Genomic DNA, 14,362 nt, shown 5'->3' with positions numbered 1-14,362 from the left:
TAGTCAGCAGAAACAGACTTTGCTTGTCTATAAGCAATTTCAATATCCGATTTATCTGCGTTAATCAGCGTTAATCCGCCTTAATCTGCGGTTAAATATCAAAACCAGAATCATCAATAATTTCGCTAATTTGCTTATCCACATAATCAGCATCCACATTCCGCGCCATCAACTCAGCTAAAATCCCCAAAGAAATCAACTGCACCGACAGAATTGTACACAAAATCCCAAAAAATAACAAAGGTCGATTCCCGATCGGCCCAAAATTCATCCCCGCCAAATTCAGAAACCAAATAACTATCAAATAACTCAGCGAAACAGTTCCAACCAAGCCAAAACACAATCCCAAACCCCCAAACAAATGACCCGGTTTGTGCAAATACTGCGTCGTGGCTAACACCGTCAACAAATCAATAAAACCCCGCGCATAACGTTCCCAGCCGTAATTTGATTTTCCGTGCTTTCGCGGATGATGTTCGACAACTACTTCCCCAATTCTAAACCCTAAATTGTTTGCTAAAGCCGGAATGTAGCGGTGCAATTCCCCGTACAATTTAATCGACTGCAAAACTTCCCTACGATAAGCTTTAAAACCGCAATTCATATCGTGCATTTGCACCCCTGTCAGCAAACACGCAACGGCATTAAACAGCTTGGAAGGTAAAGTTTTAGAAAGCGGGTCGTTTCGCTGTTTTCGCCAACCAGAAACTAAATCAAATCCCGATTCTAAATGATGTAAAAATTTGGGAATTTCAGCGGGATCATCCTGAAGGTCGGCATCGAGAGTAAAGATAATTATCCCTGCTGCATTACGAAATCCTGCTGAAAGTGCGGCGGATTTGCCAAAGTTGCGGCGCATTTTAATCGCTTTAATTAGTTTGGGATGTTGGCTGGCTAAATCTGTGATTTCTTGCCAGGAATAATCACGGCTACCGTCATCTATGAAAATGACTTCGTAACTGTCAATTTCTGTTTGGAACATGACAAGTTGGATTTTGTCAAACAGCAATTTTATGGTAGCTTCTTCGTTGTGAACTGGGATTACGAAGCTGAGGTGTTTTGGCATAGGGATATTTTATTTCATTTTTGTTGTCAATGAGATTTTTTTTATTAACCGCAGAGGGCGCAGAGGGCGCAGAGGAGGAGACAGAAAGGTTTTTTAGTTTTTATTGATAACTTGGGAGTTTCGCAAGGCTACCCAATCTTTGCGGTTTTTAAAGGAGGCATAGGCTGTCAATAATTTATCTGTTGGTGATGATTGAATGTATCCTCTCCAAGCTGCGAATTCGTAGGAAGGGCCAAATAATTTAACTAAATCTGGGCGGGGAAATCCTGACATGGCGAAACCTCGAACGATATTTTCTTGATTGAGAATGGCAATACATTTTACATTGTTTTCGGGGTCTCCTACCCAGCCAATTACTCTGGAGGCGGCGGGCGCGAGTTTAGTTACGGTATCAAAATATCCGGGTACTCCGTCTTTGGGTGCTGACAGTAAATTTGGGTCTATTTTTGTGTCTAATGCTGCACAGAAATTGTGTTTTGTAATGTCTCGGTTAAATGGCACTAAGTTGTTAGTTTTTAATGCGTCGATTAACCCGACAAAAGCGGCGGGTTTGTTGCCTACGCGGTCTTTAATTAGCGTTACGTCGGTGATACCTAATTGCAGTGATAATGCTACTAACGGTTGATAGGTTGCTCTGCGGGCGATCGCCATTGCAGTTTCGCCTCCCACCCCGTACATTAAAATAATCGCAACTGTGGCGACTGCAAACAGGGGTGTCAGCCAACGCCCTTGAATTCTCGGTGTTGGCTGCAACTCGCGCACCCACAATACTGTCAGCACAATTGTGCTCATCCAAAACAAGGCTGGGAGTGTGGCGTAGCGGGAAGCTGTGGCTTGTTCGACGCCAAATCCTGATCGACTAACCGCGGCCATTAACGCCGTTTGCAGCGTGTAAAGTTGGATTGATAGCCAAGGCAGCCAATCCGGGCGATCGACCTTTTTTACAAATAGCCAATAACCCACAAAACCAGTCACTGCTATCAAACCAATTATACCAATAATTGAAGCAACAATAATATTTTCACTAAAAATTCCGCCGATATAAGTGGGAATATATTCAAGAGTTTTGAGCGGGTTAATTTTAGTTAAAGAAGGGTGATGAGATGGAGTTTTATAAGTTAAAAAATAAATGCCAATCACGGCAATCGAAGCAATGAAATACAAATAAGTTATTCGCCGAGGAAACCGCAGCACAACAGCAGCAGCACACAATATCGGCCACAAAGCTAAAGGAGTGCTGTAACTAATACAGCCTAAAACGCCAAAAACAATGCTGCCAATTACCCACTTATTTTTTAAATGCGGGGGCGGGCACGGGGGCACCGCCCCTACAAACTCGTTACCAGGCTCTGCCTGGGAATGAGTATCCAGAGGCTCTGCCTCCCTCTTACTTGACAAAAGCGTCGCATAGGATTGCAAACAAAATATCGAACAAATCACAAATAAATTAGCAATTATCCAGTGAACGCCACTGAATCCCCGCATCCAATTGTGAGCCGCCGCCGGAGTAAAATTAAAAATAGAAATGCAAAGGAGTAGCGAGATAAATTGCAGCGGAAAACGCCTCAAATTTAACGGCAGCAGAGCAATTAATACGTAGCACTGAATCCAAGCCAAGAACCAGGCAACTAAACATAAACCAATATTTGAACCTTGGGTGACAGCTATATTCAAGCCATAAATAATTGCCGGAATCAAGACAAAATGCTCGTTGGCACGAAATATCCAATTAAAAGGATTTGTAGAGAAACCGTCTACTGAATAAAAATTCCATGTCATCCACCAATAATCAAAATTAGACAAGTCTCCCGCTTGCGATATCAAGTACAAAATATATGACGCTGGTATTAGAATGCCGAGAACTGATGCGGCAATTAAAATATATTGTTGCTTGATTTTCATGGATGGGGAGATGGCGATATTTGTAATCGATTTGGGCTAAGTTGTACGCGCTGGGATTAAAGAAACCGGGTTTTTTACTTGATTGAGGGTTAGAACCAAGTATTTTGGTTAAAAAACCCGGTTTCTGGCTACTTTACAGATTTACTCGAATTTTTATTTCACTTCTCTTGCCAGCATTTGTCTGAGTCCTTGCCGCCAGTGGGGAGGATACGTACCCAGAAGTGCTGATATTTTCACCGTAGAGAGGACAGAAAAAGCCGGACGTTTTGCGGGCGTCGGATATTCGGCGGTGGTGATGGGAATTACGCGCTGAACTTTTAGGGGAAAGCCGAGTTGTGCTGCTTCCTCAAAAATGGCGATCGCAAAATCGTACCAACTACAAACACCGCTGTTAGTGTACTGGTATGTTCCAAAAGTTTCTGGCCCAAGGAGAGGAATAATTTGTGAAGTCGCCGCACCTAAATCCCCAGTCCAAGTAGGACTTCCGATCTGATCGGCTACTACTCGAATTTCTTCCCTTTCCTTTCCCAACCTCAGCATGGTTTTGACAAAATTACTTTTGCCACCGTTGCCGTAAACCCACGCGGTTCTAATAATAATATGTCGGTTTCCCGATTTTAGAATTGCTGCCTCGCCTGCTAATTTCGACTTGCCGTAAGTTCCCAGTGGATTCGTAGAATCTGTTTCCAGATAAGCAGAACCGTGGCTGCCGTCAAATACATAATCAGTAGAAAAGTGCATCAAACTTGCTCCCAGTTTTTCGCATTCTTCGGCAAAAATTCCTGGGGCAATAGCGTTGACTGCATATGCTAATTCTGGTTCACTTTCGGCTTTGTCTACCGCAGTGTAAGCACCCGAATTGACGACTAAATCCGGTTGAATTTCAGCCATTGCTTGACGGATGCTTTCGGGTTGGGATAAGTCGAGGCGAGTGCGATCGAGCGCAATAACCTCTCCCAAAGATAATAAAATCGGCTGCAATTCTTGAGCTAGCTGTCCGCTGCCACCAGCGAGTAAAATTTTCATGATCAAAACACTTGAGCTCTTTTCAACGTTTGTCCAGCTTGGTCTTTAGCTGATAAGATTGGTTGGGCACCATCTAGCGGCCAGTCGATCGCCAAATCGGGGTCATTCCACAGGATACACCGCTCGTGTCCCGGTGCATAGTAGTCTGTAGTTTTGTACAAAACTTCAGCAATTTCTGATACTACTAAAAAACCGTGTGCAAATCCCGCTGGAACCCAAAGTTGCTGTTTATTTTCTGAACTCAGCAAACAGCCCACCCACTGCCCAAAAGTCGGCGAATTTTTTCTAATATCCACCGCTACATCAAATATTTCGCCTGCAACTACCCGCAGCAATTTCCCTTGAGGCTGCTGCATTTGGTAGTGCAAACCGCGCAGCACATTTTTAGAAGATTTGGAATGATTGTCTTGAACAAATTCGGCCGTCACGCCTGTTTTTTCGACAAAAGCTTTGTGATTGAAACTCTCAAAAAAGAAACCGCGATCGTCCCCGAAAATTTTCGGCTCAATGATCAGAACTTCCGGTATTTCGGTAGATATAACATTCATAGTTAGCTGTGAAAGTGATAAACTCATACTCAGTCTCTGCTATTTTACTATGAAAGCCGACGCATATCTCAAAAATTTGTACGCCAATCGATTTGATTCCCGACAAATGCAAGCAAAGGTGGCACTCTGGAAAGTTTTAATTGACGAGTTTTTACAAAATTATGTTCCTCCAGAATCAACCGTTTTAGATATTGGCGGCGGTTACTGCGAGTTTATAAATCAAATTAAGGCTGCAAAAAAATGTTTAATTGACCTCAATCCCGATTCAAAGTTATTGGCAAACCCTGATGTAAAAGTGCTGAATATTGATATTTTAAATATTGGCAAAAACCCAGCTTTTAGCGAACAATTTGACCGGATATTTATCTCTAATTTTTTTGAACATCTCCGCAACAAAGAAGAACTAATCCAAATTATTGCATTTTGCTTTGAAGCGCTTAAGCCAGGGGGTTCTCTCTTAGTTGTCCAACCAAATTTCAAATATTCTTTCAAAGAATATTATGATTTTATCGATCATCAATTACCCATTACCCACTTATCGCTGCAAGAACTTTTACAAACCATCGGCTTTGAAATAGATCTAATTATACCCAGATTTTTACCATTTTCGACCAAAGGCAGACCTGCCTCGCCCTGGCTTTTAAAAGTTTACTTAAAATTGCCTTTTTTGTGGCGATTTTTGGGAGGTCAAATGTTTGTTAAAGCATCGAAACAAAACCCCAGAGGTAGAGACTCATGACAGGCATTTCCCGTCAGATCCAGGCAGAGCGATACATCTGCGTTTATCCGCGTTTATCCGCCTGCATCTGCGGTTAAAAAATCCCTACAAAATCGAACTTAAAACCACCTCATTAGCAGCAATCCAATCATAAATATCCTGCAAAGCCGCTTCCGGCCCAATAACAGGCCGCCATCCTGTGCGCTCCATCACCCTAGAAGAATCAGTAATAAAAATCGGAATATCGCCCGCGCGTTCCTCCAAAACAGGATGAATCAGAATCGATTTCCCGGTAATTTTTTGGCACAAATCAGTTGTCTCAAGCAAAGAAAGACTGTTGCTCAAACCGCCGCCAACATTAAAAACTTCACCGTCAAATTCAGCAAAATGTTCTAATTGATAATTAACTAACCTCAACAAATCTTCAACGTGCAGCAAATCCCTAACTTGCTTCCCACTGCCGCCAAAACCGATATAATTCAGCGACTTTTGAAAATAGTGAGCCGCCACCCACAAACCGCAAACTCCCTGATCTACTTTACCCATTTGCCAAGCACCCGTAATTAACCCGCAGCGGTTAATAATTGCGGGCACATTGTATGCTTCCCTGTATTCCTCAATCAGCAATTCCGAAGCTAATTTAGTTGCTCCGTAAAGCGAACGGTGTCCTTTTAATGGGAAGTCTTCTGATATGCCCAACTCGGATATACCGGGTAAAGTTTGCTCAGGGGCGATCGCAAATCTATTCGGCAACTCTAACAGCTTAACAGACTTGACACTGGCGATCGGATAAACCCGACTGGTAGACAAAAACAGCAAACTCGCACCCGTTTGTCTCGCCAACTCCAAAACATTTACAGTACCCAGTAAATTCGTCTGCAAAACGTACTGAGGTGAACTAAAACCAGCCAACACAGAAGGCTCCGCAGCACAATCTATAATGCAGTCAGCATTGAGTGCAACTGGATCTAAATCTGCCGCTGTGCGAATATCCCCGTAAACAAACTGAATCCCGCAACTTTTAAGCCGAGGCAGATTCAATTCCGAACCCCGGCGACGCAGGTTATCTAAACAAATTATTTGCCATTCCGGGTGCAGTTTCTTCAGGCCAATTGCCAAACAACTGCCGATGAAACCGGCCCCACCAACAATTAAAATTCTCTCAGGCATTCACTTTTAATTTTGCTATCTTTCTAGTCCGGTGGTAGTCGCCGCGAGACAGATGTTTTTCCAGCCATACATACAAGACAATAAACAAATACCTACTGCCCATCTCTTTGATTTTCAGCTTAGAAATACCAGCAGTCCGATTGTACCACCTCAGAGGAATCACCGTATAGGAAAAACCCCGGACAATTGCTTTTAAAGGCAGTTCCACGGTTAAATTAAAATGATGACTCAAAATCGGTTGTACGCCTTCTATTACTTCTCTTCGGTAAATTTTAAAAGCATTGGTGACATCGCTGTATCGCAAGCCGAAAATACTTTTGACAAACCAGTTTGCTAATCGGTTAATTGCTAACTTGTGAATTGGATAATCAACTATAAAGCCACCTTTGATAAAGCGGGAACCAAAAACGCAATCATATCCTTCTTGCAACTTGCGGTATCCTGCTACCAAATCTATCGGATCGTCGGAAGCATCCGCCATCACAATTGCTGCCGCATCTCCGTCAAATTCCGCCAATCCCCGTCGCACAGCAAATCCGAAACCGTTGGGAGGTTGATTGTTGATGTATCTAACTGTGGGAAAAGTCTCTGACAACTCCTGGCAAATATCAATAGTTCGATCGACACTATTGTCATTCACAATCAAAATTTCGTGCGGAATGCCTTCTAAATCGAGCGTCTGGGCGATCGCCCGCACAGTACCGTACAAACAGCCCTCCTCATTGTGGGCTGGTATAATCACAGAAATTTTCACTCCTCATCCTCCGCGCAACTGGACAAACTGGTTGTCAAGAGGATTATACACCCAAGCTTTAATTTCCGTTTGGGCGATCGGCAAATTATTATCCGACAAATCAACAGCCCACCTTGCATTATTGTATAACTCAGATTTTAAACTCTCAGCAATGTCGGGACTGTCCAAATTTACATAAGCGTTAGCAAAAAAAGATTTTTTGTCCCCGACAGATAGCAGTACAATATTCGGCTGTTGCAATTTTTCTGGCCAAACCGCCCAACCCGCAGCCTTGACAGCATCATTTTGCTTAACAGTCAAGGATTTATCGCTAGTTTGAGGTTTGTCTAAATAACCGTAAACTTTCTCCGTATTAGAAATAAACTCTACATTTTTCGCGAACTTGAGCCAACCTATTTTGTCGATAATTGCAGCGCCTTCTCTCACCAGCCAAGTTTTTTGGCTCAGCACCCTCACACAGCTTTCCGGTGAATTATTGAAAAAATCAGATGGTTCCAGATAGTTAATTAACTGCAAACAATCTTGAGCGCCTTGTTTGTAAATAATTGCCGATCGAGTTTGGGCGATCGCCTGTTGAGAGTTAACAATAATTGTAGCAATTAATAGCCCTGCAACTACCCGATAAACAAATTTATAGTGGCGATTTATGGTGGCAATCTTACCTCGGACAAACACTTGACCGAGCTGAAACAAAGCAATTAACAGCAAAATCGAATTAGTCGTATATCTAGACGATTCTATCGCCTGAATCGCCCCAAATTCTGCCCTTCCAGCCGTAATAAACAGAGCCGATAAAACCGAAAACAAACCTATGGACAGCCAAGGTAAAGCCTCACGGTGCTCGGTAATCTTTCTCCCAAAGTGGAATCCCAAAAATAAGAAAGTTGCAAATATTAGCAATCCAACGAATGCTGAAATTCCAGGCGATCGCACAATGGGCGAACCCAGCAAACTTAAAAAGTAATCAATCACCACAAAGGGCTTATTCAACAATGAAATAATACTTGCTTTCCGACTCGGATGATAATCTATTGAGTAAACAGCACAAGTTGCCACAAAGAGCAGCATCCAGACAATAAGTCTTTTTCGTTTCTGCGCTGCATTTCCCTCCAAAGCCACCACAGCCGGAATCACAGCCAACCAAGACAGCAAGCCTTGAGCGAGCGAAAAACTCGCAAAAAAGCAGAATACAGCAGCAATAGAGATTCTAATATTAGGCAATAATTTGTGATGTGAAACCAGTGCATAAACCGCAGCTACAAAACATAAATTTACAAAAAACCAAGCCAATTGAAATCCCCAAAGCCAGTTTTCGTGCTGAACTAGCGAGAAAAGCAAAATACAAGTTAAAATATTAGCTAAATGCCACAAATCATCCGCGACATTCTTAACTTGCATCGAGGATAACTTGTACATAGCAATAAAAGTGATCGCAGCCAAACCTATGCTGAGACACAACTGAGAATTAATATTCCATCGGGAAGCAAAAGCCAGCACCGCAATAATTATTTTAGGGAAAAGTATGCGGTGGTTGCTGTGCAAAGCCCAAAAATCCTTAAAAGTTACATTTCCTGCAGCTATTTTTTCAAAAAGGCTAGCTAACCTCCACTCGTCATCAACGGGAACGTTAACGCTAAAATTCGCTACAAATCCGATTAATAAGAGGACAGGAATTAGATATAAAGTAAATAATATGATTTTTTTCATTAATATCCAATCCGGTAGCATCGGAATTGTAAAATCTAGTCATATCATGTCCGAATCGATTAACCATAATATCCAGGTGGGGGCGGGTTTTTGATATTGTCAATTATTCGCAGGTATTGTTGGTGAACGCGCCCCTACAAAAATCGCGGTCGCTCGACCGGAGATGATAAGCTGTGCATTTAAATTGTATGTCAAAAAAAATCCAAGTCTTGTGGGGAATAGGGGTTGGGCGTCCCGCCCGCCCTGAACATACAATTTAAATGCGCGACAGCTTATCATCAGCTTTTCTACTGACAGTCAACAGTCAACCGTCAACAGTTCGCTACTTAATAGTCTTGAACGTATCCATTTTCCCAGTAAATCGGTTGATAAACATCTGCAAAACAGTCCGCTTGCCGATATTAATATTAGAACTCACGGACATTCCCGACTGCAAGTTAACCTCCACTTCATTCGCCTTGCCTTTGTTCAAAACAAACTTCTGATTCTTGAGCTTAATTTTGGTTTTGAAAGCGTAGTATTTCCGCAGTTCAGTAGGAGGCTCAGCATCGCTGCTAATCTCTATCACTTCACCCTCAGCAGTACCAAACTCCATCGCCGGGAAAGCTTCTACATTCACTTCCACAGGCACACATTGGTATTTCGTCAAACCCAGTTTCTCTCTGTTGACTTCCTTCTCTGGACAAACGCAACTTTTACCTGTTTCGCAGTCAATCTTTTCTCCGTCTAATTGCTTGCCGTGATACTGCTCCAATTTTGCCCGCTTCTGTCTCAAAGCATCCAATACCAGAGCCACATTGCTGTTTTCTAGGTAAACCACTGCTTCCAGACCGTTGTCGTCATCCAAAACTTTGAGCAGCTTTTCAGTTTGCTGCGCTTCGTAATAAGCTTCTTCGCAGCGTGCTGGGCGCGGTTCGCCCGGTTTCAGCACCGTATTAATAATGGATTGGCATATCGGATCTTTCGCCATATCCAACTTAGCTTTCTCCTTCGTAGAAGGCTTCAAATCAAAGATTACCCCCGATACCGGAGCCTTCATCACTTGAGTGTCGCGGTTTTGTTGAGCCTTTTCTAGCTGAGCGTTCACCTCGGACAACTTTTTCAGGTTTTCCACTTTGAAGCGGCTTAGCTGAGAATCGCTGCTGGCAATTTGTTTCTCGTTTTCAGCAATTTTGCTGTAAAGTTCTTTTGCCCAGGAATCCTTGGTGTTTTTTAACTGTTCTTGGGCGCGGGCGATAGACTCCTGAATGCGCGCTTGCTCTCCTTGCTGGCGCTGTATGTCAGCACTAATTTTTTGGATGTCACCTTGACGCGCGTTAATTTCGCCTCGGCGCGTATTGATTTCACCGAGGCGTGTGTTAATTTCGCCTTTGCGAGAGTTGATTTCACCTTCGCGCTGCTTGATTTGATCTTGCTGTTTGAGAACGTCGCTTTGGCCTCTGAAAACATCTTGCTCTTGACGTTCTTTTTGCAGTTCAGCGATGGCTCCTTCCTCCACCAGGGGGGCGAGTCTGCCTAGAATGTTTTGATTCGACTTCAATACTTGTTGGGATTTCGCTAACTGTTCTTGAGCCAAATCTCTCTGAGCCAGGGCGGATTTTACTTGCTCTTGCGAAGAAGCTAACTGCTGCTGAGCATAATTTAATTGGTTCTGGGCAAAACCCAATTGTTGCTGTGCCACTGTCATTTGATCGCCGGCGGCTTTCTCAGCATCCTGAGCTTGCTTCAGTTGTTTTTCCAACTCCTGAACTTGGCCTTGAGCTGCAGCGACGCGAGACAGAAATTCCGATCGATAATTAACATAAAGTCCTTGCTGAGCAGCATCAAAATTTCCGCTAGCTCCCCGATTGAGGTACAGTTCGTCAATCAAAGCTTGCAGCACTTGATTTTGTGCCGTGAGGCTCTGTCTGTCCTTGATTGTTGATTCTAGGTTAGAAGGAACAGCGCCTTGAATTTTGCCGTTGACAACATCTTCGTAAAATTTATTTTCCTTTTCCAGAGCTTCTTTAGTTTTCTGTATCGATGTTAAATCGGCACTGGGTGCAAGGGGGTTGAAAGTGAGCAGAGGCTGGTTTTTTTCCACGCGATCGCCATTTTCAACGTGAAGTCTCACCACAGCGCCCGTAGCAGGTGCTTGGATGTCTCTAGCACCATCTTTGAGTTCCAATTGGCCGACAGCAGGGACAGCTTGCTCTACGCTAGCAAAATAAGCCCAAACTACAGCAGAAGTGGTCATCAGCATGATCATCCACAAAAACAAGTGCGACCAAATCGCTGGTTTTTCGAGAATGACTGGTTGCTCAGAAAGTATTAACGATTTCATAGCCATTTGTTAGTTCTCAGTTGTTAAGCGTTAGTGATCAGTTGTGAGTTGTTAGAGATCAGGTATTCGATGACTCTTGTTGTTGGAAGAGGCAGTAGTAACGCCCTTTAAGAGCCATTAATTCTTTATGAGTTCCCCGCTCGACTACAGAACCTTGATCCATCATAATAATTACATCGGCGTTTTGGATGGTAGTCAGGCGGTGAGTAATGAAAAACACCGTGCGGCCGGCAAAAGCTTCTGCTAAGTTATTGCAAACTTGGCGTTCGGAATGGTAGTCGAGGGCGCTTGTAGCTTCGTCCAAAATCAGCAGTTTCGGGTTTTGCAAAATCGTGCGGGCGATCGCCAAACGCTGCCTTTGACCCCCAGAAAGCGACGAACCCCGCTCTCCCACCACCGTATTGTAGCCAGCAGGTAAGCCCATAATAAAATCGTGAGCTACCGCTAATTTTGCAGCTCGCACAATCTCATCCGTACTCGCATCGGGATTACTCAGAGCAATATTTTCCTGCACAGTACAGTTAAACAGCAAAGTATCTTGCAACACCACCCCAAGTTGGCTGCGGAGCGAGTACAGTTCCACCTTAGAAATGTCGTATCCGTCAATAAAAATCCGGCCCGACAACGGCGGATAAAGACGCTGCAACAGCTTCATCGCCGTACTTTTACCGGAACCGCTTCCCCCCACGATTCCCACAAAACTGCCAGCGGGAAATTCCAAATTAACATTAGCTAATTGCAGTGCCCCGCTTTCTAGGAATCGGAAGGAAACCTCCTCATAGGTAACCTGCCCTTGAATTGCCGGCAGCGGGATATTGCTCCGGTCTTCATCGCTGGTTTCCGTCGGCGTATCGACCACATCCTTAAGCATATCGATCGACATTGAGACTTCTTGGAAACTTTGCCAGACGCTCACAAAACGCAGCAGCGAACCAGTCACGTTCCCGGAAATAATTCGGAAAGCAATCAACTGACCCAAAGTAATCTCATTTCCCAGTACCAAATAAGCTCCCACCCACAACTGAGCTAAGTTACCCACCTGGTTTAAAAAGCCGCTAATCGTACCGGCGGTAGTCCCCGTGATAATGGTTTTAAAACTGGCTGTAATGTATTTTGCGTAGCGGCTCGACCACTCCCATCGGGATTTCAATTCAATATTTTGAGCCTTAACAGTTTGAATCCCGCTGACTACTTCTACTAGATAAGATTGAGAGTCAGCAAAACGCATATTTCTTTGTTTGATCAGGCGCAGCACCAGCGGATTGATTAGAATAATCATCAGCCCCAGTATCGGTACCACTGCCAAAGATACAAACGTTAGCTGCACACTGTAGGAGAGCATAACGGCGACGTAAACCACCGAAAATACCGCATCAAGAACCACTGTCAGAGCTGTACTCGTCATGAATTCCCGAATCTGGCCCATCATGCTGAATTTGTAGACCAAATCTCCGACGCGCCGGTTGTCAAAGTAATTTTGGGGCAGCCGGAGCAAGTGGTCGATCACCTCCGCACTTAATTTGACATCAATGCGGTTTGAGGTATCTATAAACAAAAAGGTACGCAAACCGTTGAGAAGTCCTTCAAACAGGGCAACACCTAACAGAAAGGCACCCAAAATATCCAAAGTGTCAATGCTACGCTGACCTAAGACCTTATCAATAATTATTTGGCTGATTAATGGGTTGGCAAGACCAAATAACTGTACAAAAAACGAAGCGAGCAACACCTCAAAAAACACTGTCTTGTGTTCCATCAGCGCCGGCACAAACCACCAGAAGCTGAACTGCTCTTTTTGTTCGACTTGCGGAGCTTGCAGGAGCAGGACTTCTCCCTGTTCGCCCCAGATTTCTTTAAACTGAGGTATCCGCTTCCGCATCAGCCCCTGTTCGGGCGTGGCCATCACCAATTCTTGCTCGGTGATGCTGTAAATAATGGCAAAGCTATCTTGCCATTTAATCATTACGGGAGCTTTGATGCGGTTGATTGCTTCTGCGGGCACTTGCGCCAATTGGGGCGTGAGGCCGATGCTTTGGGCGATCGCCCCGCAGGCTTGCATACTGATAGAACCAGCCGTTTTTAACTGATTTTCTAGAACTTTGCGGATGATATCTCGACGAAATTTGAGGCCAAAATACTTGCTCAACATTTGGAAGCAAGCAAGCGGGCCCTCAATCTGCCCTTTGGCGCGGAAAACTGGGTATCTCCCCGCATCCTTTGGTTGGTCGATTATGCGTTCTGGAGGACGATCGGGGGCGGGGGGTACATCCTCAAAAGTGATGGGTGGCTTTTTCCCTGAGCCTACTGTATCTGTCGTGCCATTTAATGAGTCTGTTTCGGGTTGGGGTTCTGAGGGTTCCCGGAAGCCAACCAAGCGGGCGCCGAGGCGGCCTTCTACTTTTAAGGATTTGGCGGCGTTTTCCACAGAGAAGCGGCTGCCGGTGGGAAAGTCGCCCAAGACGCCGCTGCTGACAAGCCAAATTCGATCGGCATCTAGCTCTTTGGCGATGTCTTGAGTTTTTTTGTTGCCGTTTGGTACGTTGACAACTGTCGCATCTTGCCAAGCTTGCAGGGTGAGTTCCTTGAGATTGGAAGTGCCGTCGGCTTGGCGCTGCAACTCCAGGCTCAACAGTTCAAATACTTCGCTCAAGGAACAGTGTTCGCGAAAGGCTTCTCCAAAAGTCGGCTGTTTTTCCAGTACGCTCAGGAAATCTTCGGCGGGTAGGACGATCGCGATCACATCTGTAGAAGCAATCGCCGTTTCGCAGGGAACTCCCCTGAGCAAGCCAGCCCAGCCCAGGATTTCCTTCGACTGCACCAAGCGTAAACTTACGTGGCGCTGCGAGCGCTGGTCAAAGCCCAGCAGCCGGGCCTGGCCTTGATAGATAATTGCCACCTGAGTCGGCATTTTTTCCCGTTCAAACAGGGGTTGCCCCGTCCGGTAGCCAAGGAGTTGGCATTTAGCCACCAAGGCTGTCAGAGCCGTCTCTGACAGTCTGTCAAAGGGAGGTGTTTGAGCTAGGAAATCCTGAATTTGGGAGAGGGAAACAGCGGAAGAAGTCATCCAATTTTAGATTTTAGATTTTAGATTTTAGATTGAATCCACAGATGAATCCAGGGGGTTTTTGTCAGGATGCTACGCTTTTTC

The 14,362-nt window shown here is 44.5% G+C and carries 10 protein-coding genes; 1 reads left to right on the top strand and 9 read right to left on the bottom strand.

Translation table 11 applies throughout. From position 1 onward, the window contains the following. Positions 1–91 precede the first annotated feature (91 nt). From QUA10_RS01285 to rfbC, 4 genes are all read right to left on the bottom strand, one after another. Positions 92–1,066 carry a glycosyltransferase family 2 protein gene (locus tag QUA10_RS01285; protein ID WP_333081281.1) on the bottom strand — a complete coding sequence of 325 codons (975 nt, stop codon included), beginning with the start codon at positions 1,064–1,066 and terminating at the stop codon, positions 92–94. 93 nt (positions 1,067–1,159) lie between these two features. Then, positions 1,160–2,968: a hypothetical protein gene (locus QUA10_RS01280; RefSeq protein WP_333081282.1), complete on the bottom strand. Its 1,809-nt coding sequence runs from the start codon at positions 2,966–2,968 to the stop codon at positions 1,160–1,162. A gap of 153 nt (positions 2,969–3,121) precedes the next feature. Continuing rightward, positions 3,122–3,994 (bottom strand): dTDP-4-dehydrorhamnose reductase, encoded by an 873-nt coding sequence (rfbD, locus tag QUA10_RS01275; protein ID WP_333081283.1) that lies wholly within the window; start codon positions 3,992–3,994, stop codon positions 3,122–3,124. 2 nt (positions 3,995–3,996) lie between these two features. Continuing rightward, a complete protein-coding gene (rfbC, locus tag QUA10_RS01270) occupies positions 3,997–4,542 on the bottom strand; it encodes a dTDP-4-dehydrorhamnose 3,5-epimerase (RefSeq protein ID WP_333081301.1) in 546 nt (181 codons plus the stop codon). A 49-nt stretch (positions 4,543–4,591) separates the two neighbouring features. Here rfbC and QUA10_RS01265 point away from each other — a divergent pair, with 49 nt between their 5' ends. Next, positions 4,592–5,281, top strand: coding sequence for a methyltransferase domain-containing protein (locus QUA10_RS01265; RefSeq protein WP_333081284.1), 690 nt, complete (start codon positions 4,592–4,594; stop codon positions 5,279–5,281). Between the two features lie 84 nt (positions 5,282–5,365). On the opposite strand, the gene QUA10_RS01260 is transcribed toward QUA10_RS01265, so the two are convergent. The 5 genes from QUA10_RS01260 to QUA10_RS01240 all read right to left on the bottom strand — a co-directional run bounded on the left by QUA10_RS01260 (position 5,366) and on the right by QUA10_RS01240 (position 14,278). Continuing rightward, positions 5,366–6,430, bottom strand: a complete 1,065-nt coding sequence (locus QUA10_RS01260; RefSeq protein ID WP_333081286.1) for an NAD-dependent epimerase/dehydratase family protein — start codon at positions 6,428–6,430, stop codon at positions 5,366–5,368. Then, positions 6,423–7,184: a glycosyltransferase family 2 protein gene (locus tag QUA10_RS01255; protein WP_333081288.1), complete on the bottom strand. Its 762-nt coding sequence runs from the start codon at positions 7,182–7,184 to the stop codon at positions 6,423–6,425. Before QUA10_RS01255 ends, QUA10_RS01260 begins: the two co-directional genes overlap by 8 nt. Positions 7,185–7,187: 3 nt before the next feature. Next, positions 7,188–8,891 carry a hypothetical protein gene (locus tag QUA10_RS01250; RefSeq protein WP_333081289.1) on the bottom strand — a complete coding sequence of 568 codons (1,704 nt, stop codon included), beginning with the start codon at positions 8,889–8,891 and terminating at the stop codon, positions 7,188–7,190. Positions 8,892–9,213: 322 nt separating this feature from the next. Next, positions 9,214–11,220, bottom strand: a complete 2,007-nt coding sequence (locus tag QUA10_RS01245; protein ID WP_333086146.1) for a chromosome partitioning protein ParA — start codon at positions 11,218–11,220, stop codon at positions 9,214–9,216. A gap of 52 nt (positions 11,221–11,272) precedes the next feature. Continuing rightward, positions 11,273–14,278 carry a peptidase domain-containing ABC transporter gene (locus QUA10_RS01240; protein WP_333081291.1) on the bottom strand — a complete coding sequence of 1,002 codons (3,006 nt, stop codon included), beginning with the start codon at positions 14,276–14,278 and terminating at the stop codon, positions 11,273–11,275. Positions 14,279–14,362: the final 84 nt, after the last annotated feature.

The organism is Microcoleus sp. Pol8_D6, assembly GCF_036700965.1.
GTDB lineage: Bacteria > Cyanobacteriota > Cyanobacteriia > Cyanobacteriales > Microcoleaceae > Microcoleus.
This window is presented reverse-complemented; position numbering and strand designations above follow the sequence as displayed.